Origin of the sequence: Bradyrhizobium sp. STM 3809 (assembly GCF_000239795.1) — a bacterium.
GTDB lineage: Bacteria > Pseudomonadota > Alphaproteobacteria > Rhizobiales > Xanthobacteraceae > Bradyrhizobium.
Window position 1 is genome coordinate 1 of the sequence record NZ_CAFJ01000228.1, and the last position, 25,230, is coordinate 25,230.

Sequence of the window (25,230 nt, forward strand, 5' to 3'; positions counted from 1 at the left end):
GCCGACCGTGATGCGGCGGTTTGGATCACGGTCGATCGGTCCGAGCTGGCGCTGCGGAATGCGCGCGCCGATCCGCTCCCACCATTCGCGCCGGACGGCCTGATGCACGGCGACGTCGGCACCGGGATAGAAATCCAGCGCGAAGATCTTCTTCAGGATGGCGTCCTCGAAATCCGGCTTGATCTCGAGCGCCCGGTCGAAATGCCGGATGGCGCCGGCCGTATCGCCCTGCTTGGCCAGGCAGGCGCCGAGCCAAACCAGGGCCACTTCCGATGCCGGATTCTGCTCCAGCACCCGCTTGCAGGCGAGCATCGCCGGCGCGATCCGCTCGGTGAGCACGCAGACATGCGCCTTGCCGAGCCATGCGGTCTCCAGGCCGCGATCGATGGCCAGCGCCGCATCGAAATCCGCTTCGGCCTGGTCGAACCGCCCCATCTGCACGTAGAGCCGGCCGCGCTGCGCGATGACGGCCGCCATCCCCGGCTTGATGGCGAGCGCGGCGTTGAAGGCCGCGAGCGCCTGCTCGAGATGGCGCAGATTGACGCTGACGAGCCCCTTGCCGAAGGTGGCCTGCATGTGGCGCGGCGCCAGCGCAAGGGCGCGATCGAAGCTCTGCCGGGCCTCTTCGTTGCGATGAAGCAGCAGTTGGGCCATGCCGCGGTTGCAATAGGCGTCGGCAAAGTCAGGCTTCAGCGCGACGGCGCGGTCATGCATCTCGATCGCCGGCGCAAACAGCTGCATGTTCATCAAGGTGTTGCCCAGGCTCGTCAGCGCGGCGGCGAAATTGGGCTTCAGCGCGATCGCGCGCTCCTGCGCCGCGCGGGCCTCCTCGTAGCGCTTCATGCTGAACAGGACGAGGCCGAGATTGGCCTGCGCCTCGGCATGGCGCGGCTCCAGCGCGACCGCCCGGGCCAGCGCCTGCTCGGCGAGATCGAGCCGGCCGCTGTCCAGCGCGGAGGCGCCGAGCAGATGCAGCGCCTCGAAATGGTCCGGCACCAGCGCCAGAACCTGCCCGCACACCGCCTGGGCATCCGCATGCCGGCCGGCCCGATAGGCCTCGACGGCCTTCGGCAGCAGGCCATCCGCCTGCTTGCGGTTCTTCTTCTGCAGACGCGCGTTCTGGAACGCGCGCGATCCGATCGTGCTTTGCAAGGATATGCTCCGGCGGAGGACTCCGGGGCTATCTAGCACGGCTCGCGTGATTCGCGGGGAGAGGCCGCCCTACTCGCGGCGGTAATCGTCCTCGATGCGGATGATGTCGTCCTCGCCCAGATAGGAGCCGGTCTGCACCTCGATCAGCTCCAACAGGATCTTGCCGGGGTTGTCCAGCCGGTGCACGGCGCCCATCGGGATGTAGATCGACTCGTTTTCATGCACGGTCTTCACCATCTCGTTCACGGTGACCCGCGCCGTCCCGCGCACCACGATCCAGTGCTCCGAGCGGTGATAGTGCTTCTGCAGCGACAGCCGCTGGCCGGGCTTGACGACGATGCGCTTGACCTGATGGCGCTCGCCATTGTCGACCGACTGATAGCTGCCCCAGGGACGATGCACCTTGATGTGGGCCTCGGTGACCTCGGGCGCCACCGTCTTGAGCTTGGCGACCAGCCGCTTCAGCCCGTTGGCATCGCGCTGGCGCGACACCAGGACGGCGTCCTGCGCGGCGACGACGACGAGATCGTCGACGCCTTCGAGCGCGACCAGCGCCTTGTCGGTGACGACGTTGCAGTTGCGGGAATCCTCGAACACGGCGGTGCCGCGCGCGGCGTTGCCCTGTCCGTCCTTGTCCGACAATTCCCACACGGCATGCCAGGAGCCGACGTCGGACCAGCCGCAGGACACCGGTGTCACGGCCGCCCGCTCGGTCTTCTCCATGACGGCATAGTCGATGGAGATCGGCTTGGCGGCCGCAAAGGCATCGGAGTTCAGGATGATGAAGCTGAGGTCGCGGCCGGCCTTGGTTACCGACTCCGATACCGTCTGCACGGTGGCCGCGTCGTATTTGCGGTACTCGTCGAGCAGGACGGAGGCGCGGAACATGAAGTTGCCGCTGTTCCAGAGATAGCCCTCGCGAATGTAGGTCTCGGCTGTCGCCTGATCCGGCTTCTCGACGAATCTCGCGACCGCCCGGACCTCCCCGGAGACCGGCGCGCCCGGGCAGATATAGCCGTATTCGGTGGCCGCACGCTCCGGATTGACGCCGAAGGTGACGATGCGGCCGGCCTCGGCCGCGGCAAGCCCGTCGCGGCAGGCGGCGAGGAAGGCGGCGGTGTCACGCACGACGTGGTCGGCGGCGAGCGCCAGCACCACGGCATCGGAGTCGCGCGACTGCGCGAAGGCGGCGCCGGCGGCGATCGCAGGGCCCGAATCGCGCCGCATCGGCTCCAGCAGCACGTCGGCCTCGATGCCGATCTCGGCCAATTGCTCCAGCACCATGAAGCGGTAGGCGGCGTTGGTGATGATGATCGGACGCGCGAAGAGATCGGCGTCCGACACCCGCAGCAGCGTGTCCTGGAAGGTCGAGCGGGCGCCGAACAGCGGCAGGAACTGTTTGGGCCTGACCTCGCGTGATGCAGGCCATAGCCTCGTTCCGGCACCGCCGCACATGATGAGAGGGATGATGCGTCCGGTCATGAAATGAGATCCTCAAATCCGATGATAGTCGCGATACCAGGCTGCAAACCGCGCGATACCGTCGGCGATCGAGGTGGCCGGCCGGAAGCCGATGTCCCGCTCGAGATCGCTGACGTCCGCATAGGTCGCCTCGACGTCCCCGGGCTGCATCGGCAGCATCTCCTTGATGGCCGGCCGCCCGAACTCCTTCTCCAAAAGGGTTATCACGTCGGTCAGGTTCTCAGGATGATTGTTGCCGATATTGTAAATCCGCCATGGCGCCCGGCTGCTCGACGGGTCCGGCTTGTTTCCGTCCCAATCCGGGTTTCCCTGTGGCGGACGGCCGATCAACCGCACGATCGCCTGCACGATATCGTCGACATAGGTAAAATCACGCCGCATCCGGCCGTGGTTGAACAGCCTGACCGGCTGTCCGGCGAGAATGGCCTTGGCGAAGATGAACATCGCCATGTCCGGCCGGCCCCACGGACCGTAGACGGTAAAGAAGCGCAGGCCGGTCGCCGGCAGCCGGTACAGATGGCTGTAGGAATGCGCCATCAGCTCGTTCGCCTTCTTGCTCGCGGCATAGAGGCTGATCGGGTGGTCGACATTGTCCCTGACCGAGAACGGCAGCTTGGTGTTGGCGCCATAGACCGACGAGGACGAGGCGAACAGCAGATGCTCGCAGCCGTGATGCCGGCAGCCCTCCAGCACGTTGATGAAGCCCTCGAGATTGGCATCGACATAGGCGTGCGGATTTTCCAGCGAGTAGCGCACGCCGGCCTGGGCGGCGAGATGCACCACCGCGGGAAAACGATGCGCGGCGAACAGCGCCTTGATCGCGGCGCGGTCGACGAGATCGAGCTTGTGGAACGCGAAGCCGGGCTTCGCCTTCAGGATGTCGAGGCGCGCCTCTTTCAGCTTCGGATCGTAATAGGAATTGATGTTGTCGAGGCCGATCACCTGCCGCCCCTCGGCGAGCAGTTGCTGCGTCAGGTGGAAGCCGATGAAGCCGGCGGCGCCAGTGACGAGAATGGGTTGGTTTGCCATGGTCGCTCCGTCAGGGCCGCCACAGCTCGATGGCGCCGGGTTTGCTCGCGCGGTCGAGCTTCATCTTGACGTCGAGCACGAGGCCGCTTCCCTCGCGCAGCAGGCCTTGCACGAGCGGCCAGCCGCCGGCCAGGAACTGATCGTGCGAGACCGCCAGCACGACCGCATCCGCCGGACGCAGCGCCTCGATCGCGGTGAGGCCGATGCCATACTCCTCGTGCACGGCAGCGCTGTCCGCCAGGGGATCGGCGACCTGCACCTCGATGCCGAACGACTGCAATTCGCTGATGATGTCGATCACCCGGGAATTGCGGATGTCCGGAACATTCTCCTTGAAGGTCATGCCGAGGATGGTGACGACGCCGCTGCGGCCCTTGCGCTTCAACAGCCCGCGAATGCATTCGCGCGCGATGCGCCGGCCCATCTCGTCGTTGATGCGACGACCCGCCAGGATCACCTCGGGATGATAGCCCGCCTTCTCGGCACGGTAGGTCAGGTAATAGGGATCGACGCCGATACAGTGGCCGCCGACGAGGCCCGGCGTAAACGGCAGGAAGTTCCACTTGGTCGCGGCCGCCGCCAGCACGTCGCCGGTGTCGATCTCGAGCGCCTGGAAGATCAGCGACAGCTCGTTCATGAAGGCGATGTTGAGGTCGCGCTGCGTATTCTCGATCACCTTGGCCGCCTCCGCCACCTTGATCGAGGGCGCGCGGTGGATGCCGGCCTTCACAACTGATCCGTAGACATCGGCGACGATCTGCAGCGTCTGCGGATCTTGCGCCGACACCACCTTGGTGATCGTCTCGAAGCGATGCGTCCTGTCGCCCGGATTGATACGCTCCGGCGAGTAGCCGACGTGGAAGTCGCTCCCGGCCTTCAGCCCGGAGCCGTTCTCCAGCAGCGGCAGGCAGTCTTCCTCGACGGCGCCAGGATAGACCGTGGACTCATAGACCACGATGTCACCGCGCTTGAGCACCGCGCCGACCGTCCGGCTGGCAGAAAGCATCGCGCTCAGATCGGGCCGGCGCGCGCCGTCGATCGGCGTCGGAACGGTGACGATGAAGAAATCCGCCGCGGCCATCTCCCGGGGATCGCTGGTGAAGCGCAGTCCCGGCCGCCTGAGATCGGCCCCCTCGACCTCACAGGTCCGATCCCTGCCGTCCCTCAGCTCGGCAACCCGGCCCGCGTCGATATCGAAGCCGATCGCCGGGCAGCCGGCGCGCGCAAACGCAGCGGCGACCGGCAGGCCGACGTAACCAAGGCCTATCACCGCGATCTTCCGGCCATGAGACATAAATTGATATTCCGGTCGTTTCGGAGGCCATTGACGCCACCCCTGCGACTGTTTAGCCACCGGGGCATCAGGACCGCAAGGGGTCGGCCGCCGCCACGGCGCGGACCTCGCTGGGGTCCGGTCCGCCAGGACGGGGGGTTGCGCGTCTCGCACTCGGCTTGGGCCCCTTCAACCAAGAGCGAAGCCGACCCTCGCATGCGTGCGTTTTTGATTCTCCTCCTTCGGATCGTGGTGTCGCTCGCTTTGCTGTATCTCGCGCTGCGCGGGATCAATTTCGCGGCGATCCGCGAGCGGCTGAGCCAGATCAGCATCGGCTGGATCGTGCTGGCGGTCGCCATCACCCTGGTCCAGATCTTCATCGGCGCGCTGAGGTGGCGCGAGATCTCCGCGCTGTGCGGCGCGCCGCTGACCGATCTCAGGGCATTCCGCTACAACATGATCGGCGCCTTCTTCAACCAGACCCTGCCCTCCTCGATCGGCGGCGACGCCGTACGGCTGTGGCTGATCGGCCGCACCGGCGCGGGCTGGCGCGCCGCCAGCTACTCGATCCTGACCGACCGCGCCGTCGGCTTCATCGCGCTGGCGCTGATCATCGTGGCGAGCCTGCCCTGGAGCTACGGCATGATCGCCGACGAGCACGGCCGCCTCGCCTTGGTGCTGGTCGACGCCGCCGCGCTGGCGGCCGGCGTCGGCTTTCTCGTCGTGGGCTATCTGCCGGCCAGATGGATGAAGGCGTGGTGGCCGACACGCCATGTCCACGCGTGCTCGGTGATCGCCAACAAGGTGATCTTCGGCCCGGCGATAGCCGCCAAGATCGCGGTGCTGTCGCTGTCGATCCATGTGCTCGCCGTCGTCATCGCCTGGTGCGCGGTGCGCTCGATCGACGCCCCCGCCGCGTTCGAGCAGTTGTTCCTGCTGACGCCGCCGATCATGCTGATCACGATGCTGCCGATCTCGATCGCGGGCTGGGGCGTGCGCGAGGCGACGATGATGGTGGCGTTCGGCTATGCCGGGCTGGCGCCGGCGGACGGCACGGTGGTCTCGATCCTGTTCGGCGCCGTCTATTTCATCGTGGGCGGCATGGGCGGCCTCGTCTGGATTTTCAGCGCCGAGAAGGGCCAGGGCAAGATGGCGGTGCCCGCCACGGTCGAAGACTGAGCGAGCTTACGCCTGCGCCCATTCGTCGTGCCAGGCCTCGGCCATCAGCACGTTCCAAAGCCAGTAGGAATGATTGTGCCGGCGGCTGAGATGCTCGTCGAACATCCGCGTCACCGGCGCCGGATCGAACAGGCCCTGCCGCCGCAGCCGCGCCGGGGAGAGCAAGTCCGCAGCCCATGATTTCAGCGGCCCGCGCAGCCACGCATCCAGGGGAATGCTGAAGCCGGTCTTCGGCCGGTCGATCATCTCCGCGGGCACGTGCCGGTACAGCACCTGCCTCACCAGCCATTTGCCGCGGCCGTCGCGCACCTTCATATCGGGCGGAACCCGCGCTGCGAACTCCACGACGTCCTTGTCGAGGAAGGGCACGCGGGTCTCCAGCGCCACCGCCATCGCCGCCCGGTCGACCTTCTGCAGGATGTCGTCGGTGAGATAGCTCAGGGAATCGGCCAGCGTCATCTGGTCGAGCGGATCGAGCGCAGTCGTCAGCTGGCGCATCTGGTTTGCCGCCCAGCCCGCCTGCTCCGAGCCGCCAACGACGGTCGCGGCGGGGTCCTGATCGATCGAGCATAGCGACCGGTACAGGCCATCGAAGCCCTCGGCGGCGATGATCCGGCCGAGCTTGGCAACCTGGTCCCCGGCGTGCCGGACCTTCAGTCGCGCCGGCAGCACGGGCTGCAGCAGGTTGAGGATCGTATCGGCCGGCTCCGGCGCGATCGCGCCGAGAACGGCGCCGAGCGCCCGGCGCAGCGGCATCGGCAGGCGCGCCAGGCGGGCCTGCAGCGCCCCGCCCCAGACATGCCTGTTATAGCCGCCGAACAGCTCATCACCCGCATCACCCGAGAGCGCGACGGTGACATGGCGGCGCGCGAGCTGCGCCACCAGATGAGTCGGGACCTGCGAGGAATCGGCGAACGGCTCGTCGTAGATCCGTGGCAGCTTCGGCACGACATCCATCGCCGTCCGCGCATCGACATAGAGCTCGGTATGATGGGTGCCGAGATGCTGCGCCACCCGGCGCGCATCCTCGGCCTCATTGTAGCCGCCCTCGCTGAAGCCGATGCTGAAGGTGCGGACCGGCTGGCTCGCCTGCGCCTGCATCAGCGCCACGATGGTCGACGAATCGACGCCCCCCGAAAGGAATGCGCCGAGCGGCACATCCGACAGGCACTGCCGCTTGACGGCCATGGACAGCAACTGCTCCAGGCGCGCGATGGCTTCCTGCGTGCTGCTGATCCGGTCGTGCTGGGCTGCAACGACCCGATCACGCAGCGACCAATAGGACTTCGGCTCGGGCCAGGCTCCGGGCCGCGTATCGGCTGCAAAGCTCACCGACGAGGCCGCGGGCAGCTTCCGGACGCACTGCCAGATCGTGGCCGGCGCCGGCACGTAGGAATAACGCATGAACGCCGTGAGCGCCGCCCGATCGAGCGAGGGCGCCCAATCAGGATGGACGGCCAGCGCCTTCAGCTCGGAGCCGAATACCAGGTCCGCCCCGCTCCAGCCGTAGAACAGCGGCTTCTCGCCAAACCGGTCGCGCGCCAGGGTCAATTGCCGCGTCTCGGCATCCCACAGCGCGAACGCGAACATGCCGATGAGGCGCTGCAGCGCCGGCTCCACCCCCCATTGCCTGACGGCGGCGAGCAGCGTCTCGGTGTCGGAATGGCCCCGCCAGTTCGGCGCGGCGCCGCACGCCTCGAGCTCGGCGCGAATGTCGAGATGATTGTAGATCTCGCCGTTGAAGGTGATCGTGTAGCGACCGCAAGCGCTGTGCATCGGCTGCGCGCCCGCTTCGGACAGATCGAGGATCGCCAGACGCCGCTGGCCCAGCGCAATGCCGTGCCGCCCGTCCCGCCAAGTTCCCGACGCATCCGGCCCGCGGTGCGCCAGAGCGTTCGTCATCCGCCCCGCGGCGTCCGAAAGGCCGCTGTCGTCGGCTCCCCCGGGTCTCAGCAGACCGGCTATGCCGCACATGAGGTCATCTCCGATGCTGCCGAAGCCGCTGCATGACTCAGTCCTGTTCGGCGGCATCGAGAAGGAATTCCTTCTCGTGTCTCGCCAGGAAGCCAAGGCTCGGGCGGCTCGTCCCGTAGTAATACGGCAAGGCGAGCGCCCGCCGCCAGCGTGAAAGCAGTCTCTCGCCATCGTGGCCTCCGTCGAATTCGACGGTCCGACCATCGGCAATCGCCAGGATTTCTTCGGCCGTACCCAGGATGTCCTGGGCCGAATTGTTCTCGGGCTGCGCCCCGTTCCGGCCGAGCACTGCGGCGTCGAACACCCGCCAGCGCCAAGGCGTGCTCGTCAGCTGGCGCTGCGTCAGCATGGTCCCATCCGCCGTCCGAACGGGTTTCAGCGCAAACCGGACATTGCTGTTCCACAATTGAGCATCGGTGGTGATCGCATTCACGATCGCACAAGGAATGCCGAAACTCACCGCGACGTTCGTCAATCCAGAGGTCGTTCCGATGAAGGCCTTGGCATGCCGGATCAGATGGACGTCCATCGCATCGGACCTGAAGTCGCTCAACGCATAGTCGACCGTCCGCTCGAGCGCCGGCAGCTTCGGCGAGTTCGGGCCGCCAAGCTTGACGACCCAGCCGCCCCGTGCCGTGATGAGACGAATCGCATCGAGCAGCGTTTCGATCGGCGCATTGCGATGCGTCTGGCCGGTTCCCATGAACTCGAAATAATGCGCAGCGTCCCGCGTGTGCAGGCAGACGTACCAATCTTCGGGCTTCATGCCGTATCGATCCCGTAGACCGCGGATCGGGTCGCTGCCGTTTGCAGCGGCATCCGCGCGAAACAGGCTGTCGTAAGCATCGCGCAGAAGGTGTCCCCTGCCTTGTCGCTCCCACGCCTCGATCGCGAGCGCACCGGCCTCCTGCCACGCCACCACCTGGCCATCAGGAAGCCGGAAGGCGTTGAAGTTCAATCCGTACCAGCGCTGCAGCGAGAGCAGTTCCTCGGCTGTTGCCTCGGATACATCTTCGCCGACTGATACGATCTTACAGAGACCATCGAACAGCCGGAAGAACGCGGCGTTGGCAATCAGATTCGGCCGCACCACCATGACCGGCTGTCCCGACCACCAGCCGATGTCCCGCATGCGCAGCAGGATGTCGAGCATGCCGAGATGCCCGATCTGCGTGGTCCACTCCTCCGGGATCAGGCTCAGCTGATCAAGTGATACGTCGAGCTGAGCCAACAGCGTGCGGAGAGCTTCCGAGATATCGGGACTGCCCTGCTGTCGCAGTCGCGCCTGCGCGTTCAGCGCGCGCTCGTAGAGGCGCGGACCGACGTCGCCGCGCCCGACATGCGTGACGCGCTGTCCGGCGAAGTTGCAGAGATCGAACATCCGCCCCGCGGCGCCACTCGCAAAATCGAGCCGATTAGGCGAATACCTCCGCCCCGAGCGCGCGGCGATGTTCTGATGCGGGCGAAGCCAGCCGCTGTCGAGCCGGCAGGCGGTCTCCATGCTCTGCAAGGCTGCCGCCTCGTCGTCGGCGACGATCTCGATCATGGCGGTCAGATGGGCGAGATGAGACGTCGGCTCGAGCTTGGCGGCCCTGATCTGCAGCACGGCTCGATACGCCTGCTCGAACTCACCCAGTTCGAAGTGCGACCGAAGCAGCGCAAAGGCGACGTGAGACGATGACGTCGCCAGATCGTTGACAGCGATCCATTCGCATGCCTCGCGATACGCTCCGATGCCGTGCAGCACCCGGGCAGACGACAGCCGAAAGAAAGAGGACAATCGCGACACAAACCGAAGATCGGGCGCGTCGGCGAGACGCGACGTCGCGTACGGGAAATAGGCCTGGTAGAGCCGGCCACGTCCCTTGAGATTGATCGATTCGAGCAGGACGAGAAGCAGGAACACCAGCCGCGGCGGCAAGGTGTTGAGGCCAATCCCGGCAACGACAAAACAAAAATAGACGAAGCGCCTGGAGGGCCGCCCCAGGAGCCTCCTCACAACGGACATGCATCAATTCCTTGCTGGACCCGGCAGCCGCCCTGATGCGGACAGACAGCGGGCTGCGGACGAGGCTATCCTCGAACATGCGCGAAGGCGGGGACGCGCACGAGGAGTTCGCAGCCATCGCATTGAAACGAAACGCATTGAAACGAAACGCACTGAAACGAAACGCATCGAAACGAAACGAACCTCGGCCATGGCGCGCGCTGTCCCGCGCATCGACGTCCCCCACAGCAAGTGCACGGCGGACGCGCGAAAGCCGGTTGGTGCGTGTGGAAGTCGCCGAGATATAGCCGAAAGATTCTCGACCGAAAAGCACCAACAGACCCGCGCATCTCCGTTCATGTTGCGCCCTTTCCCCAAGGGCTCGCCGACAATCCCCGACAGATCGCCGCTTTGCCCGGCCTCCAACTTGGCAGGCCGGGCAATCGTTGATAAAGCAGCACAACCTGCAGCAACATCAAGAAACTATGTTATGCTCTTCACGCAATTTGAGTTTCTATTCCTGTTCCTGCCGGTGACGTTCGCCGGATACTTCCTGCTGGCGCGATTTTTCGAGGCGCCGGCGCCGCGCCTGGCTTGGCTGGCCGCCGCGTCCCTGGCCTTCTACGGCTATTGGGACCTGCACTTCGTTCCGATCATCCTCGTCTCGATCGTGTTCAATTACACGATGGGCCTTCTGATCGCGGGCCAGAGCGGCAAGGTGCGCAGCGGCCTGCTCGCGACCGCCGTCGCCCTCAACCTCGCGGCGCTGGCGTTCTACAAGTACACAAATTTCGGCATTCAGATCTTCAACGCACTCACCGCGTCGAAATACCCATTCCTTGCGATCGTGCTCCCGCTCGGGATTTCGTTCTTCACCTTCACGCAGATCGCCTATCTGGCGGATGTCTATGGCGGCTATGCCCGTGAACGGAGCTTCGTCAAATACGGCCTGTTCGTGACCTATTTTCCGCATCTGATCGCCGGTCCAATTCTTCATCATCGCGAGATGATGCCGCAGTTCGGCTCCGAGGACAGCAGGAGGATCTCGGTCGAGAACGTTGCGATCGGGCTGACGATCCTGACAATCGGCCTGTTCAAGAAGTCATTCATCGCCGACGGCTTCGGACTGGTCGCAAACCCGGTGTTCCAAGCCGCCAATTCCAGCCATCTTCACCTGATCGACGCCTGGGGCGGTGCGCTCGCCTACTCGCTGCAGATCTATTTCGACTTCTCCGGCTACTCGGACATGGCGATCGGTATCTCGATCATGTTCGGGATCAAGCTGCCGTTCAATTTCGACTCCCCCTATAAATCGCAGAGCATCGTCGAGTTCTGGCGGCGCTGGCACATCTCGCTGTCCCGTTTCCTGCGTGACTATCTCTACATCCCGCTGGGCGGCAACCGCCACGGCGAGCACCGTCGGAATGCAAACCTGTTCACCACCATGCTGCTCGGCGGGCTCTGGCACGGCGCCGGCTTCACGTTCGTGATCTGGGGGGCCCTGCACGGGCTGTTCCTGATCGTCAATCACCGCTGGGGCAAGTTCGTCGAGAAGCGGCCGGCGCTCGCGCGTCACTCCGGCTCGGTGTGGTACGCGGCCGCGGCGCTGCTGTTGACGCAGTTTGCCGTCGTGCTCGCCTGGGTCTTTTTCCGCGCCGACAACCCCAATGCGGCGATCCGGCTGATCAAGGGCATGATCGGCCTCTCCTCTCCGGAGAAGATCACCATGACCAATCTGGTCGACCCACGCGTCATGATCGCAATCCTGGCGGGCTATGCCGCCTGCCTTGCGCTCCCCAACGTCAACGCGATGTTCGATCGATGGAAGGTCGGCCTCGAGACCTATCACAATCCGCGGCCGTGGAGCGTTCTGAGCTTGAACTGGCGCCCCTCGCTCGCCTGGGCGATCGGGACGTCGGTGGCTCTCGTCGCGGCCGTAATCATGAACATCATCGCCGGCGACACCTCGCAGTTCCTGTATTTCCAGTTCTGATCGATCCTCATCCATGGGACACTCTGGCAACGCTCATTCCCGGGATTTCACCGATCGCGAGCCAAGTTCTCTGCTTCTTGAGGCACAAAACGATCATCGAACGGGCATGGCACGGTACGTCGCGATCATCGTGGTGCTGTTTGCCGCCGCCTTCGTGCCGGTACTCGCGGCGCTCGAATGGGTCGGCTGGGGCCTGGGTGCGACCGTTCCGCTGTCCAGGATTGCGGCAGAGCAGTCACGCGACGACAGGCTCGTCTGGCTGGGTGCGTTCAAGGACTATGCGCCGTTCAAGCTCGAACGCATCAAGCTCGTCCAGCCTGAAGTGCTGTTGGTTGGCAGTTCGCGCTGCGGGCAGGCGCGCGCGCCGATGTTCCGTCCCTACGTCGCCTACAACGCCTGCCTGACGGCCTGGCCGCTCACCCATGTCGTCGACTTCGTCGATCGCGCGACGACGGCGGCAAAGCCGCGGGTGGTCATTGTCGCGCTCGATTACTTCCTGTTCGGCGATTTCCTCGCCGACGCCTGGCGGAAGGAGCGTACGATGGACTTCAGTCAGGGCATCGACTCGCACCGGCGCAAGCTGCATGACGTGGCGGATTTCGCCGTGCGTACCGGCGGAGACGCCGCTGCCGTTGTTGCGGCGGCGACGACTCCGCAGGTCGAGCCCATCGACCACAACCGGCTGATCGGCACGGAGGCCATCCGCGGGAAGTTCGGCTTCCGCAATGACGGCTCCGTCATGGTGGCGCCGCCCTACCGGGCCATCGCCGCCGAGACGCTGTCGCGCGGCGCCCAGTACGTGACGTCCTCTTTCCCCGGCGCGCCGCATCTCAGCGAACGGCAATTCGGCGAGATCGAGCGGCTGGCGCAGCTGTCACGGGAGCGTGGCTTCAAGGTCGTGGCGGTTCAATATCCCTTTGTCGAGAGCGCCGCAGCCTTTCTCGACACCGACGAGGCGTACCGGCCCTATTCCGGCCTGTGGCGCGAGCTCCGGAGCCGGGAGACGACCGAACGGCTCGCGAAACTCGGAATCTCGTTCTACGACATGAGCCGCACGCCGATTTCGCAGGACGACCAGAATTTCTTCGATCCTGCACATCCGTCGGAACGCGGCATGCTGAAGACCTATCTCGCCTTGCTCGACCGGCCCGAGTTCGGCATGCTGTTCCCGAAGATCGACCGCGATGCCCTCGCCGCCGACCTGGACCGGGCCAAGGAAGAACAGTTCGATCTGTATCACTGAGCCGTGCGGGCCTGATCCGACCTCCGATCGCCGCTGCCGCTCGCGCCCGACGGAAACGCCTCCTTGAACGCCCGCGTCTTGACGAGCTCGGCGGCGAGATAGCTGGTGAACTTCTCCGCGCCGCGCCTGTCCAGATGACCTCCGCCATCGACCGTCGTCAGTCCGTCGAATGGCGGAGCAATGAGCTCCACGTCGAGCGCACGGGCGAGTTGCTCGGCTTGGCGCACGCACGACTGGCTGTGCGGGACGAGCATGAACACGACCCTGCCGCCGATCTCCTTCAGGAACGTCCTGGCGTAAGCGATAATCTCGGCGGTGGTGTCACAGGCCTGATCGCGCGCCGACAACATCGGCTTGTTGTTGGACGCGACGTAGCTCGGATTGACATCGAGCGCCATGTCGCCGGTCGAGACGCTGCGATAGAGCCCGCTATCGGAAAAATGCCCCGTATGCGCCGCGGAAACGACGTCCTCGATGCGCCAGCGCAGATTGCGCCCGATGACGGTGAGGTAGCCGCGCAAGCGGTCGCGCGTCGCCGCTGCGAGCGGGACCTTCTGCGGCCCCAGCGTGACGTTGAGATCGCGGCTGAAGAAATGGGCGAACTGATCGTCGACGTTGATCACCCAGAGCGGCGCCCGGATGTTCCAGCGGGCGATCACCCGACGGGAGAACTCGCCGCCCCGGATGCCGACGAAGGCCATATTGTAGAGCTTCAGCCGGTCGAGTCGGTCCGATACTTGCAACGTTTGCCGGTCGATCGCATAGCTCACGAAGGACGGTCCGAGGAACACGACGTCGGCGGCCTTGGCGGCTGCGACAGACGATCCGATGTTGCTGTAGAAGATGTCCTGATCCTGGATCTGCGGAATGTGCTGACCACCGAAATCCCGGTACCAGTTGCGATCCCCTGCCCGCTCGATCTGAGAGAAATGGTCGGGCAACGCGGTTGCGTCGAAGGCGATCATGAACGCCGCAACGAGTGCCAGAACGCCCAGAACGCAGCTTGCCACCACCACGATGTATCTGCGCAGAGGCCCTTTGTCTGCGGCACTTTCGGGCATCCACTCGGCCCGTTTCAACATGGATTGTTTCTCAACTCTCGGCCCAGGCGCTGCGCATGCTTCTCATCGAACGAGCGATACAGACTGGCCGCCGTGAACTCAAGCCGCCCGGGTCGGATCAAGGATGCCAGGCACGCCGCCGAGCCGACATGCGCAGCCCCTGCAACTACAGCGTCCGGCCCCGCGAGGTGAGCATCTGCTTCCCAACCGTGCTGCACATATCGTTTCAGTTCCGCCTGCCTCATTCCGCCGACAGGGGTTTGTGCTGCTGCGCACACCTGATAAAGAGGTGAGCCGAATGCAGCGACCCGCCATGCTCGATCTGAGCTAACATGACCATGCATTGACTTTTCGCAATGAAATCAACGCCGACCATTGAAGCGAAACATGCCGAAGCCGGTTCTCCGAAGCCGAGAGGCGACGCTTACGAGGCGCTCTCGGGTCAGCGATTCGGTCGCGCAGAATCTGTCGTGACCGCCACCAGATCAGCACAATCGAGCCGGAGGCGAAATCCTTGGACCAGGTGATCGATACGGCGCGGATGGATCTGGCCTGCCAGAGCATTCGCGCATCCTGCGAGTCCGGGCAGACGATTGGGTTCGTGTCAGGCAATTTCAACGTCGTGCACCCCGGACATTTACGGCTCTTGAAGTTCGCCGCCGAACAGGCGGACGTGCTGGTGGTCGGCGTGAACCCGGATTCCACGCCGGGCGTGACCCTGGCGCAGGACATGCGCCTCGAAAATGTGCGATCCATCGCTTTTGTGCACCATGTTGTGCGCTTGGAAACAAATGCCTCCGATTTCATCTCGCACCTGAAGCCGACCGTCGTCGTCAAGGGCAAGGAGTTCGAGGACCGCGCCAATCCCGAACAGGAAGCTGTGGACGCCTATGGCGGCCGCCTGATCTTCTCGTCGGGCGAGTTGCGGTTCGCGTCGCTGTCGCTGCTGGAGCGCGACGCCAATATCGACATTTCCACTGTCCGCAAGCCGCTGGAATTCCCCAAGCGTCACGGCTTCGATATCTCGAACCTGAAGGATCTGCTCGGCAAGCTTGCCGGCATGCGGGTGGCCGTCATCGGCGATCTCATCGTCGACGAGTATGTCACCTGCGACGCGGTCGGCATGTCCCAGGAGGACCCGACGATCGTCGTGACGCCGCTGATGACCCGCACCTTCGTCGGTGGCGCCGGCGCGGTGGCGGCGCATGCGCATGGCCTCGGCGCGGACGTGAAGTTCTTCACACTGGTCGGCGACGACGAAGCCGCGCGGTTCGCGCGCAGCACGCTCGAGCAGCACGGGGTGAACTTCAATGCCTTCACCGACCAGAGCCGGCCGACCACCCGCAAGCAACGCTTCCGCGCGCTCAACAAGACGCTGCTGCGCGTCAACCATCTGCGCCAGCATGCCTCCGACGCCGACTTGCAGCGGCAGATGCTGACCTCCGTCGAGCGCGCGCTGAAGACCTGCGATCTCCTGCTGTTCTCCTGCTTCAACTACGGCTGCCTGCCGCAGGATCTGGTCGATGCGATCGCCGATCGCGCCCGCGCCCAGGGCGTCATGATGGCCGCCGACAGCCAGGTGTCGTCGCAGACCGGCGACGTCTCCCGATTCAAGGGCATGACCCTGCTGACGCCGACCGAGCGCGAGGCGCGCGTCGCGCTGAACGACTTCATCTCCGGCCTCGCCGTCATCAGCGAACGGCTGGTCGAGCGTGCCCGCACCAAGAATCTGGTGATCACGCTCGGCGCCGAGGGCGCGTTGATCAACACGATGGCGGAGGGCATCTTCACCTCCGACCGCCTGCCCGCGTTCAATCCGTCGCCGAAGGATGTCTCGGGCGCCGGCGACAGCTTCTTCATGGCCTGCTCGATGGGCCTGCGCGCGGGAGCGGATATCTGGCGCGCCTCCTATCTCGGCTCGCTGGCCGCCGCCCTCCAGGTCTCCCGGGTCGGCAACCTGCCGCTGACCACCGCCGAACTGGTGCGCGAGATCGACGAGACCGGCTTCAGCCAGGAATAAATTCAAGAGCAGGATCAGGAACAGGATGACGTCATGCGTGCCCTTCTGCTCGCCGCAGGAATCGGAAGCCGGCTGCGCCCGCTGACCAATACGACGCCGAAATGCCTCGTACGTGTGCACGATCGGCCCTTGCTGGACTATTGGCTCGATCTCGTGTTCGAAGGTGGCGTCGAGCGGGCGCTGTTGAACACGCATTGGCTTGCCGAGCAGGTCCGCGCCCATGTCGCGCAGTCGCGATGGCGCGACCGGATCGATCTCGTTCACGAAGATGAACTGCTCGGCACCGGCGGCACCGTGCTCGCCAACCGCGAGTGGTTCGGCGACCAGCCGTTCATGGTGGCCCACGCAGACAATTTGACCGATTTCGACGTCAAGGGGCTGCTCTCCGCGCATCGGGGCCGGCCCGACGGCTGCATCATGACGATGCTGGCCTTCCGGACCGACGATCCGAGCTCGTGCGGGATTCTCGAGCTGGATGCCGAGCACCGCGTGATCGCTTTCCACGAGAAGGTCAAAAATCCGCCCGGGAACCTCGCCAATGGCGCGGTCTACGTGTTTGATCCCCGTGTCATCACCGACATCGCGGCGCTCGGAAAACCGGTCGTCGATCTCTCCACCGAAATCATCCCCAATTATTTGGGACGCATTTTGTGCGTGGAAACCAGCGGTTATCATCGGGACATCGGCAACCCGGAAAGCTTGCGCCGGGCTCATTTGGAGTTTAAGCACGAACCGCGCCGTGGCGGGGAGGCTTGACGGGCGGCTTTGGCCGCCAGGCTGGTCGCCTTCCCCTGCCAATTTGCATAAAGGTGCGCGCGACGCGCCAGCCGGCGAGACGACAGGCGAGCCACGGGGATTGCGCAGATGAAGATATTCGTGACCGGAGCGTGCGGCTACAAGGGCAGCGTGCTCGTGCCGAAGCTCCTGAAGGCCGGCCACAAGGTCGTCGCGTTCGACATCATGTGGTTCGGCAACTTCCTCGATCCGCATCCGGATCTCACCGTTGTCCAGGGCGACGTGCGCAATCCGGACGCCATCGACCTGACCGGCGTCGACGCGATCATCCATCTCTCCAGCGTCGCCAATGATCCCTGCGGCGATCTCGACCCGAAGCTGACCTGGGAGATCTCCTGCCTCGCCACGATGCAGCTTGCCGACCGCGCCTACCGCCACGGCATCAAGCGCTTCATCTACGCCTCCTCCGGTAGCGTCTACGGCGTGAAGGAGGAGGAGCAGGTCACCGAGGACCTCGAGCTGCTGCCGATTTCCGAATACAACAAGACCAAGATGTGCGGCGAGCGCATCGTGCTGTCCTACAAGGACGACATGGTGGTGCAGATCGTCCGCCCGGCCACCGTCTGCGGCTACTCTCCGCGCCAGCGTCTCGACGTGTCCGTCAACATGCTGACGATGCAGGCGCTGATGAACGGCCGCATCACCGTGTTCGGCGGCGACCAGACGCGCCCGAACATTCATATCGACGACATCACCGATCTCTATCTCTTCCTGCTCGATCATCCCGAACATACCGGTGTCTACAATGCCGGGTTCGAGAACATCTCGATTCTCGACATCGCCAAGCTCGTCACCAAGCACGTGCCGGCAGAGGTCGTCGTGACGCCCTCGAACGATCCGCGCAGCTATCGTGTCAATTCCGACCGCCTGCTCGCAACCGGCTTCCGTCCGAAGAAGACGGTGGAGGACGCGATCAAGGAAATCATCGGCATGTACTCGCAGGGCCAGCTCAAGAACGACGACCGCTGGTACAATCTGAAATGGATGGAGAAGGAGGTCGTGAAATGAACGTTCTCGCCTTCAAGACTCCCGGCAGCCTGTTCGCCGACTACACCAGCCGCTTCAGCACAGTGCTGAAGGATTTCGACTGGACCCCTGTCGAGAAGCTCGCCTACGACCTGCGCGACTGCTGGCAGACCGGCCGGCAGGTGTTCTTCTGCGGCAATGGCGGCAGCGGCGGCAACGCCAACCACCTCGCCAACGACTTCCTGTACGCGCTGTCGAAGACGCCGGGCTCGGGCCTGCGCGTGCATTCGCTGTCGTCCAACCCGTCCGTCATCACCTGCCTCGCCAATGACGAAGGCTACGACCAGGTGTTCTCGCTGCAGCTCGCGGTGCTCGCGCGCAAGGGCGACGTGCTGATCACCTTCTCCGGCTCCGGCAATTCGCCGAACATCCTGAAGGCGCTGGAAGAGGCCAAGAAGATCGGCATGACCTCCTATGCCGTGCTCGGCTTCTCCGGCGGCAAGGCCAAGGCGCTGGCCGACGTGCCGATCCATTTCGCTGTCGACGACATGCAGATCGCCGAGGACGCGCAGATGGTGATCGGCCACATGATCATGCAGTGGCTGTATGCCCAGCGTGGCGACATCATCACATCGCGCGAGGTCTGACGGACAGGGACGATGGCTGCGAACGAAAAGTACCTGATCCTCGGCTCGAACTCCTTCTCGGGCGCAACCTTCGTCGACTTCCTGGCCGCCGCCGGTCACGACGTTATCGCGACCAGCCGCTCGGACGAGCCGCACGACGCCTTCCTGCCGTACAAGTGGCAGAAGCGCCCCGGTAGCGTGCGCTTCAAGCGCGTCGACCTGAACCACGATCTCGATGCGCTGAAGGCGCTGCTTGCGGCCGAACGGCCGACCCATGTCGTGAACTTCGCGGCGCAGAGCATGGTCGGCGAGAGCTGGCTGTATCCGGACCACTGGATGATGACCAACGTCGTCTCCGCCGTCCGCCTGCACGACATCCTGCGCAACTATGACGGGCTTGACCGATACGTCCATGTGACGACGCCGGAGGTCTACGGCTCCACCGAGGGCTGGGTGCGCGAGGACGCGCCGTTCAATCCGTCGACGCCCTATGCGGTGTCGCGCGCGGCTGGCGACATGAGCCTGCGCACCTATTTCGCCAACTACCAGTTTCCTGTCGTCTTCACCCGCGCGGCCAATGTCTACGGCCCGGGCCAGCAGCTCTACCGCATCGTGCCGCGCACCATCGTGGCCGCGATGACCGGGCAGAAGCTGCGCCTCGACGGTGGCGGCAAGTCGGTGCGCGTGTTCATCCACATGACCGACGTGTCGGACGCAACCGTGAAGATCGGCCGCAGCGGCAAGCTCGGCGAGACCTATCACATTTCCGGCTACGAGCTGGTGTCGATCCGCACCCTGGTCGAGATGATCCTCGCCCGCCTCGGCAAGAACTTCGAGGACTGCGTCGAGATCGGCCCCGAGCGGCCGGGCAAGGACACCGCCTACACGCTCGACAGCTTCAAGCTGCGCACCGAGCTCGGCTGGCGCGACACGTTCTCGCTGGAACAGGGCATCGACGACGTCATCGCCTGGGCGCGGCGCTTCGAGGATGTCATGGCCAAGCTGCCGACCAAGTACGAGCATAAACCCTGATCGACCCAGCGCTTCCCTCGGGAAGCGCGCCCTGCGCCTCCCAGGGAGGCGCGACTGGAGAGCACGATGAACGTGGCAGTCCGGAACACCGCGGCCAAGCCCGACGTGGCCGCCCTGAAGGCGCAGGCCGCGAAGCTGCGCGGCAAGATCATCGAGATGTCGCACAAGGCCCAGGCCGCGCATCTCGCCTCGTCGCTGTCCTGCGCCGATGCGATGACCGCGGCCTATTGGCACGTCCTGAACATCGACCCGAAGAACCCGACCGATCCGCTGCGCGACCGCTTCATCCTGTCGAAGGGCCATGCCGCCGCGGCGCTGTTCGCGACCTTGGCGATGAAGGGTTACTTCCCGATCGAGGAGCTCGATACCTATTGCCAGGACGGCGGCAGGCTCGCCGAGCATCCGCCGGCAAACCTCTTGCCCGGCGTCGAGGCGGCCACCGGCTCGCTCGGCCACGGCCTGCCGCTCGGCTGCGGCATGGCGCTGGCCGGCCGCATCAAGGGCGAGAACTACCGCGTGTTCGCGCTGCTCTCGGACGGCGAGAACAACGAGGGCTCGGTGTGGGAGGCTGCGATGTTTGCCGCCGCTCAGAAGCTCGAGAACGTCTGCGTCGTCGTCGACTACAACAAGTGGCAGGCGACCGCGCGCTCCAACGAGACCTTGATGCTGGCGCCGCTGCGCGACAAATGGGCCGCCTTCGGCTGGGACGCGCATGAGATCGACGGCCATGACGTCGCCGCGCTGGCGGAAGCGATGCAGAACATCCCGAACGGCTCGGGCAAGCCGGTGGCGCTGATCGCCCACACCGTGAAGGGCAAGGGCGTGTCGTTCATGGAGGACGACAACAACTGGCACTATCGCGCCCCCACCGCTGAGGAAGTCGTCAAGTCGTTCAAGGAGCTCGGCCTGTCATGAGAAACGCATTCGCGGACGAACTGACCAAGCTCGGCAACGAGGACAGCCGCGTCGTGATGCTGTCGGGCGACATCGGCAACCGGCTGTTCGACAAGTTCAAGGACAAGCATCCGAGCCGCTTTTTCAACTGCGGCGTGGCGGAAGCCAATATGATGGGCGTCGCCGCCGGCATGGCCATGAACGGCCTGCGCCCGGTCGCCTATACGATCACCCCGTTCGTGACGACGCGCTGCCTGGAGCAGATCCGCACCGACGTCTGCTATCACGAGGCCCCGGTGACCATCGTCGCCGTCGGCGCCGGCCTCGCCTATTCCGGCCTTGGGCCCACCCATCATGCTTGCGAGGACATCTCGTTCCTGCGCTCGATCCCGAACATGGTCGTGATCTGCCCGGGCGATGCCTTCGAGGTGCGCGGCGCCCTGCGCGCGGCGATGCAGCAGGACCGCCCCGTGTACATCCGCATGGGCAAGAAGGGTGAGCCTGTCGTTCACAAGGGCCCCATCGCGGATTTCAAGATCGGCAAGGCCATCACGATCGAGGAAGGCTCCGATGTGTGCCTGCTCTCGACCGGCAACATGCTGCCGGAAGCCATTGAAGCCGCACACAAGTTGAAGGAGAAGGGCATCTCCGCCGAGGTCGTCAGCTTCCACACCGTGAAGCCGCTCGATGAGGACAAGCTCAAGCAGGCCTTCAGCCGCTTCAAGCTGGTCGCGACCATCGAGGAGCATTCGCTGATCGGCGGCTTTGGCGCGGCCGTGTCGGAATGGCTCGTCGACAGCGAGACGCAGGCGAAGAAATTCCTGCGCTTCGGGACGCCGGATGCCTTCTTCAAGAAATCCGGTGAACAGGAATATGCCCGCGAGGTGCTCGGCCTGACCGGCCACCAGATCGCGGACAAGATCATCCACGCCTTGAGCTGAGACATCACATGAAGACCCAAGCTGCCCTCCTGGTCCAGACCGGCCAGCCGCTCGTGCTCGCCGAGATCGAGACGCCCGCCTTGAAGCCGGGCCAGGTGCTGGTCGAGATCGCCTATTCCGGCGCCTGCGGTACCCAGGTGATGGAGTGGCGCGGCGACAAGGGCGAGGACAAATGGGTGCCGCACTGCCTGGGCCATGAAGGCACCGGCACGGTCATCGAGACCGGCAGCGCCGTCACCAAGGTCAAGGTCGGCGACAAGGTCGTGCTGTCCTGGATCAAGGGCACCGGCATCGAGGCCGGCGGCGCCGTCTATGACTGGGACGGCAAGAAGGTCAACGCCGGCGGCGTCACCACCTTCCAGCGCCACTCCGTCGTCAGCGAGAACCGCCTGACCCTGCTGCCGCCCGACCTGCCGATGGATATCGCGGTGCTGCTCGGCTGCGCCGCGCCGACCGGCATGGGCGCGGTCTACAACGTGCTGAAGGTGCAGCCGGGCGATGCGGTCGCCGTGTTCGGCACCGGCGGCATCGGCCTCAACGCGTTGATGGCGGCGGCGCTCGCCGGCGCGATGCCGGTGATCGGCATCGACCCCAACCCGACCCGCCGCGCGCTCGCCAAGATCTACGGCGCCACGCATGTGATCGATGCGGCTTCCGACGTGCTGGCCGAGATCAAGAAGATCGTGCCGCAGGGCGTTGATCTCGCGGTGGAATCCTCCGGCATCCCCGGCGTCATGGATCAGGCTGTCAACGCCACGCGCCAGCAGGGCGGCCGCGCGGTCGTGATCGGCAATGCCAAGCACGGCGCGGCGCTCACGCTGAATCCGGGCGTCTTCAACCAGGGCAAGAGCCTGCTCGGCACCTGGGGCGGCGACAGCGTGCCGGATCGCGATTACGGACGCTACGGCCGGCTGCTGAGTTCCGGCCGCTTCCCGGTGCGCGACCTCCTGTCGAAGCCCTACAGCCTCGCCCAGGCCGACCAGGCGCTGCAGGACCTCGCCGCCGGCAAGGTCGGCCGTCCGCTGATCGACATGTCGCTGCGCTAAGTTCTGGCCATGCGGATCGGGATCGACTTCGACAACACGATCGCCTGCTATGACGGCGTGTTTCATGCGGCCGCGCTGGAGCGCGGCCTGATCCCGGCCGATCTCGGCCGCGACAAGAACAGCGTCCGCGACCATCTCAACGGCTCCGGCCGCAAGGACGATTTCACCGAGTTGCAGGGCTACGTCTACGGCGCCCGCATGGACCTGGTGTCGCCCTACCCCGGCTTCGCCGAGTTCGTCACGGCCGCCCCCGCCGCCGGTCACGACCTGTTCATCGTCAGCCATAAGACCAAGCACCCCATTCTCGGGCCCAAGCACGACATGCATGCCGCCGCGCGCGGCTTCCTGACCGACCGCGGACTGATGGGATCGGCCGACAGCCAGATCGCGCCGGACAGGGTGTTCTTCGAGCTGACCAAGGACGAGAAGGTCGCCCGCGCGCACGCGCTGGGTTGCGACGTTTTTGTCGACGATCTGCCGGAGATCCTGGGCATGAGCGGATTCCCGGACGGCATGCGCAAGGTGCTGTTCGACCCGGAGAACCAGTTCGCGGCCAAGCCCGTGCCCTATGAGCGCCGCGCGTCCTGGGCCGAGATCGCGGCGGATCTCCGTGACCGCGGCTGAGGCCAGCGCGGACGCCGCCCTGCTGGCACTGGCGCAGCGCCTCGCCGCGCAGGCCGGCAAGGCGAGTCCGACGGCGCTGACCCGGCTCGCCGGCGGCCGCAACAACCAGGTCTTCCGTCTCGATACTGAAGCTGGCCCGCTCGTCCTCAAGCGCTACTTCACCGACGCCCGCGACACCCGCGACCGGCTCGGCGCCGAGTGGAGTTTTGTCAGCCACGCCTGGTCGCACGGCGTCCGGGTCGTGCCGGAGCCGCTCGCCTGCGATCGCGCCGAGCAGGCTGGCCTCTACAGCTTCGTGGCGGGCCGCAAGCTGACGGCGCTCGAATTGGCGCCGGCTCACGTCGACGCCGCGATCGATTTCGTGCTGGCGGTGAACGCTCCGCCCCGCCCCGCCCTGGCGCCGGGATCGGAAGCCTGTTTCTCGCTCGCCGAGCACCTCGCCACCGTCGAGCGCCGCGTGGCCCGGCTGGCGACGCTCGATGCCGAGGTCCCGCATGTCGCCGAGGCCAGGGCCTTCGTGGCGGACCGGCTGCAGCCGGCCTGGGCCGAGGTGAAGGCAGCCGTTCTGCATGGCGCCGCGGCCGAAGGGCTCGCCTTGGAGGCCCCAATCCCCTCCAACCAGGTCTGCCTGTCGCCGTCCGATTTCGGCTTCCACAACGCGCTGATCGACGACCAGGGCAAGCTTACCTTCCTCGACTTCGAATATGCCGGCCGCGACGACCCGGCCAAGCTGGTCTCCGATTTCTTCTGCCAGCCCGAGGTGCCGGTGCCGCTGGCCGTGCACGAGCACTTCATCGACCGGCTGACCGAGGGCCTCGGGCTCGACGCCGCGAGCGTCGCGCGCTGCCGCCTCCTGATCGATGCCTACCAAGTCAAATGGACCTGCATCATCCTGAACGACTTCCTGCCGCTCGGGGCCACGCGCCGCGCCTTCGCCGACACCGGCGCCTGGGCGCAGCGCTGCGCCGCGCAGCTCGCCAAGGCCGAGGCGCAGCTCGGCCTGATCGGCGCCACATCCGATTAACCGACACTCACACGCCCGGAGAGCTTCATGGCCTATCGCGAGTTCGTCAGTCTCGTCCACAAATCGACCAAGCGCGACTATCTCGCGCGCGTCACCCAGCGCGACAAGGCCGATGTCGCGGAAATGGCGATCAAGTACGACTATGATTATTGGGACGGCAGCCGCGAGACCGGCTATGGCGGCTACAAATATGACGGCCGCTGGCGCAAGGTCGCCGACGCCATGATCGAGACCTACGGCATCAAGCCGGGCATGCGCTTGCTCGACGTCGGCTCCGGCAAGGGCTTCATCCTGCACGATTTCCGCGAGGCCATTCCGGACCTCGAGGTCGCCGGCATCGACATCTCGTCCTATGGCGTCGAGCACACGATGGAGAGCGTCAAGCCGTTCTGCCAGGTCGGCTCCGCCGCCAAGCTGCCCTACCCGGACAAGTATTTCGATCTCGTCATCTCGATCAACACGCTGCACAACCTCTACAACTACGATCTCGACGCCGCGCTGCGCGAGATGGAGCGCGTCAGCCGCGGCGCGAAGTATCTCTGCGTCGAGGGCTACCGCAACGAGCGCGAGAAGGTGAACCTGATGTACTGGCAGCTCACCTGCCGCATCTTCCACACCCCCGAGGAATGGGCCTTCGAATTCAAGCGCTCCGGCTACACCGGCGACCACGAATTCATCTTCTTCGAATAAGCCGCGAGACGGATTCAGAGCATAGGCAGCAACTCTGTTTCCAGGCCGACCTTCTAAGAGAAATGGATCCAAGCCAACCTTCAACGTCGGCAATGCGTGGCATCGTTCCAGGCGCTGACGTTGATAGAGGGGCGGCCCAATGGTCGCGCCAGAAGCCATAAAAAGATGAAGGTTCGCTCGCATGAAACCTCACGAATCC

Annotated in this window: 21 protein-coding genes; 14 read left to right on the forward strand and 7 right to left on the reverse strand. The window is 65.1% G+C overall.

The window, feature by feature from the left end; genetic code table 11:
* The 4 genes from BRAS3809_RS12420 to BRAS3809_RS12435 form a co-directional block, all read right to left on the reverse strand.
* On the reverse strand, positions 1-1,152 hold a 1,152-nt coding region (locus tag BRAS3809_RS12420; protein ID WP_035656187.1), incomplete at its 3' end, for a tetratricopeptide repeat protein.
* 69 nt (positions 1,153-1,221) lie between these two features.
* Positions 1,222-2,634, reverse strand: coding sequence for a mannose-1-phosphate guanylyltransferase/mannose-6-phosphate isomerase (locus BRAS3809_RS12425; protein WP_008962444.1), 1,413 nt, complete (start codon positions 2,632-2,634; stop codon positions 1,222-1,224).
* A 12-nt stretch (positions 2,635-2,646) separates the two neighbouring features.
* The gene (locus tag BRAS3809_RS12430; protein ID WP_008962445.1) at positions 2,647-3,663 is read right to left on the reverse strand and encodes an NAD-dependent epimerase; all 1,017 of its coding nucleotides are present in this window, start codon (positions 3,661-3,663) and stop codon (positions 2,647-2,649) included.
* A 10-nt stretch (positions 3,664-3,673) separates the two neighbouring features.
* A complete protein-coding gene (locus BRAS3809_RS12435) occupies positions 3,674-4,957 on the reverse strand; it encodes a nucleotide sugar dehydrogenase (protein ID WP_008962446.1) in 1,284 nt (427 codons plus the stop codon).
* 195 nt (positions 4,958-5,152) lie between these two features.
* Here BRAS3809_RS12435 and BRAS3809_RS12440 point away from each other — a divergent pair, with 195 nt between their 5' ends.
* On the forward strand, positions 5,153-6,115 hold the full coding sequence (locus BRAS3809_RS12440; RefSeq protein ID WP_008962447.1) for a lysylphosphatidylglycerol synthase transmembrane domain-containing protein: 963 nt from the start codon (positions 5,153-5,155) through the stop codon (positions 6,113-6,115).
* A gap of 6 nt (positions 6,116-6,121) precedes the next feature.
* Here BRAS3809_RS12440 and asnB read toward each other — a convergent pair whose 3' ends face one another.
* Positions 6,122-8,089 (reverse strand): asparagine synthase (glutamine-hydrolyzing), encoded by a 1,968-nt coding sequence (asnB, locus tag BRAS3809_RS12445; protein WP_008962448.1) that lies wholly within the window; start codon positions 8,087-8,089, stop codon positions 6,122-6,124.
* Positions 8,090-8,126: 37 nt separating this feature from the next.
* Positions 8,127-10,010 (reverse strand): TIGR04372 family glycosyltransferase, encoded by a 1,884-nt coding sequence (locus tag BRAS3809_RS12450; protein ID WP_240535658.1) that lies wholly within the window; start codon positions 10,008-10,010, stop codon positions 8,127-8,129.
* Between the two features lie 85 nt (positions 10,011-10,095).
* Here BRAS3809_RS12450 and BRAS3809_RS12455 point away from each other — a divergent pair, with 85 nt between their 5' ends.
* Positions 10,096-12,069 carry an MBOAT family O-acyltransferase gene (locus BRAS3809_RS12455; RefSeq protein WP_240535659.1) on the forward strand — a complete coding sequence of 658 codons (1,974 nt, stop codon included), beginning with the start codon at positions 10,096-10,098 and terminating at the stop codon, positions 12,067-12,069.
* A gap of 13 nt (positions 12,070-12,082) precedes the next feature.
* Positions 12,083-13,312, forward strand: coding sequence for a hypothetical protein (locus BRAS3809_RS12460; RefSeq protein ID WP_240535660.1), 1,230 nt, complete (start codon positions 12,083-12,085; stop codon positions 13,310-13,312).
* Here the strand turns inward: BRAS3809_RS12460 and BRAS3809_RS12465 are convergent.
* Complete coding sequence (locus BRAS3809_RS12465) at positions 13,306-14,328, reverse strand: hypothetical protein (RefSeq protein WP_240535661.1); 1,023 nt, start codon at positions 14,326-14,328, stop codon at positions 13,306-13,308. The genes BRAS3809_RS12460 and BRAS3809_RS12465 overlap by 7 nt on opposite strands.
* A gap of 559 nt (positions 14,329-14,887) precedes the next feature.
* On the opposite strand from BRAS3809_RS12465, the gene BRAS3809_RS12470 reads away from it, so the two are divergent.
* The 11 genes from BRAS3809_RS12470 to BRAS3809_RS12520 all read left to right on the forward strand — a co-directional run bounded on the left by BRAS3809_RS12470 (position 14,888) and on the right by BRAS3809_RS12520 (position 25,031).
* Complete coding sequence (locus BRAS3809_RS12470; protein ID WP_008962453.1) at positions 14,888-16,393, forward strand: PfkB family carbohydrate kinase; 1,506 nt, start codon at positions 14,888-14,890, stop codon at positions 16,391-16,393.
* 33 nt (positions 16,394-16,426) lie between these two features.
* Positions 16,427-17,149 carry a nucleotidyltransferase family protein gene (locus BRAS3809_RS12475; protein ID WP_008962454.1) on the forward strand — a complete coding sequence of 241 codons (723 nt, stop codon included), beginning with the start codon at positions 16,427-16,429 and terminating at the stop codon, positions 17,147-17,149.
* Between the two features lie 108 nt (positions 17,150-17,257).
* Entirely contained in the window at positions 17,258-18,196 is a 939-nt protein-coding gene (locus tag BRAS3809_RS12480; protein WP_008962455.1) for an NAD-dependent epimerase/dehydratase family protein, read from the forward strand.
* Positions 18,193-18,801, forward strand: a complete 609-nt coding sequence (locus BRAS3809_RS12485) for an SIS domain-containing protein (protein WP_035656188.1) — start codon at positions 18,193-18,195, stop codon at positions 18,799-18,801. The genes BRAS3809_RS12480 and BRAS3809_RS12485 overlap by 4 nt, the downstream gene beginning before the upstream one ends.
* Positions 18,802-18,813: 12 nt before the next feature.
* Positions 18,814-19,812: an NAD-dependent epimerase/dehydratase family protein gene (locus BRAS3809_RS12490; protein ID WP_008962457.1), complete on the forward strand. Its 999-nt coding sequence runs from the start codon at positions 18,814-18,816 to the stop codon at positions 19,810-19,812.
* Between the two features lie 66 nt (positions 19,813-19,878).
* Positions 19,879-20,727, forward strand: a complete 849-nt coding sequence (locus BRAS3809_RS12495; protein ID WP_008962458.1) for a transketolase — start codon at positions 19,879-19,881, stop codon at positions 20,725-20,727.
* Positions 20,724-21,647, forward strand: a complete 924-nt coding sequence (locus tag BRAS3809_RS12500; protein WP_008962459.1) for a transketolase family protein — start codon at positions 20,724-20,726, stop codon at positions 21,645-21,647. Before BRAS3809_RS12495 ends, BRAS3809_RS12500 begins: the two co-directional genes overlap by 4 nt.
* Before the next feature lie 8 nt (positions 21,648-21,655).
* Positions 21,656-22,693 carry a zinc-binding dehydrogenase gene (locus BRAS3809_RS12505; RefSeq protein WP_008962460.1) on the forward strand — a complete coding sequence of 346 codons (1,038 nt, stop codon included), beginning with the start codon at positions 21,656-21,658 and terminating at the stop codon, positions 22,691-22,693.
* 9 nt (positions 22,694-22,702) lie between these two features.
* Positions 22,703-23,317, forward strand: coding sequence for a hypothetical protein (locus BRAS3809_RS12510; RefSeq protein WP_008962461.1), 615 nt, complete (start codon positions 22,703-22,705; stop codon positions 23,315-23,317).
* Positions 23,304-24,341, forward strand: coding sequence for an aminoglycoside phosphotransferase family protein (locus tag BRAS3809_RS12515; protein WP_008962462.1), 1,038 nt, complete (start codon positions 23,304-23,306; stop codon positions 24,339-24,341). The genes BRAS3809_RS12510 and BRAS3809_RS12515 overlap by 14 nt, the downstream gene beginning before the upstream one ends.
* Positions 24,342-24,368: 27 nt before the next feature.
* Positions 24,369-25,031 (forward strand): class I SAM-dependent methyltransferase, encoded by a 663-nt coding sequence (locus BRAS3809_RS12520; RefSeq protein ID WP_008962463.1) that lies wholly within the window; start codon positions 24,369-24,371, stop codon positions 25,029-25,031.
* Positions 25,032-25,230 lie beyond the last annotated feature (199 nt).

Coding starts and splice junctions, on each gene's coding strand:
- BRAS3809_RS12440 (WP_008962447.1), top strand. CDS start 5,153: ATGCGTGCGTTTTTGATTCTCCTCCTTCGGATCGTGGTGTCGCTCGCT.
- asnB (WP_008962448.1), bottom strand. CDS start 8,089: ATGTGCGGCATAGCCGGTCTGCTGAGACCCGGGGGAGCCGACGACAGC.
- BRAS3809_RS12510 (WP_008962461.1), top strand. CDS start 22,703: ATGCGGATCGGGATCGACTTCGACAACACGATCGCCTGCTATGACGGC.
- BRAS3809_RS12495 (WP_008962458.1), top strand. CDS start 19,879: ATGAACGTGGCAGTCCGGAACACCGCGGCCAAGCCCGACGTGGCCGCC.
- BRAS3809_RS12520 (WP_008962463.1), top strand. CDS start 24,369: ATGGCCTATCGCGAGTTCGTCAGTCTCGTCCACAAATCGACCAAGCGC.
- BRAS3809_RS12490 (WP_008962457.1), top strand. CDS start 18,814: ATGGCTGCGAACGAAAAGTACCTGATCCTCGGCTCGAACTCCTTCTCG.
- BRAS3809_RS12435 (WP_008962446.1), bottom strand. CDS start 4,957: ATGTCTCATGGCCGGAAGATCGCGGTGATAGGCCTTGGTTACGTCGGC.
- BRAS3809_RS12500 (WP_008962459.1), top strand. CDS start 20,724: ATGAGAAACGCATTCGCGGACGAACTGACCAAGCTCGGCAACGAGGAC.
- BRAS3809_RS12475 (WP_008962454.1), top strand. CDS start 16,427: ATGCGTGCCCTTCTGCTCGCCGCAGGAATCGGAAGCCGGCTGCGCCCG.
- BRAS3809_RS12505 (WP_008962460.1), top strand. CDS start 21,656: ATGAAGACCCAAGCTGCCCTCCTGGTCCAGACCGGCCAGCCGCTCGTG.
- BRAS3809_RS12485 (WP_035656188.1), top strand. CDS start 18,193: ATGAACGTTCTCGCCTTCAAGACTCCCGGCAGCCTGTTCGCCGACTAC.
- BRAS3809_RS12430 (WP_008962445.1), bottom strand. CDS start 3,663: ATGGCAAACCAACCCATTCTCGTCACTGGCGCCGCCGGCTTCATCGGC.
- BRAS3809_RS12480 (WP_008962455.1), top strand. CDS start 17,258: ATGAAGATATTCGTGACCGGAGCGTGCGGCTACAAGGGCAGCGTGCTC.
- BRAS3809_RS12455 (WP_240535659.1), top strand. CDS start 10,096: ATGCATCAATTCCTTGCTGGACCCGGCAGCCGCCCTGATGCGGACAGA.
- BRAS3809_RS12425 (WP_008962444.1), bottom strand. CDS start 2,634: ATGACCGGACGCATCATCCCTCTCATCATGTGCGGCGGTGCCGGAACG.
- BRAS3809_RS12460 (WP_240535660.1), top strand. CDS start 12,083: ATGGGACACTCTGGCAACGCTCATTCCCGGGATTTCACCGATCGCGAG.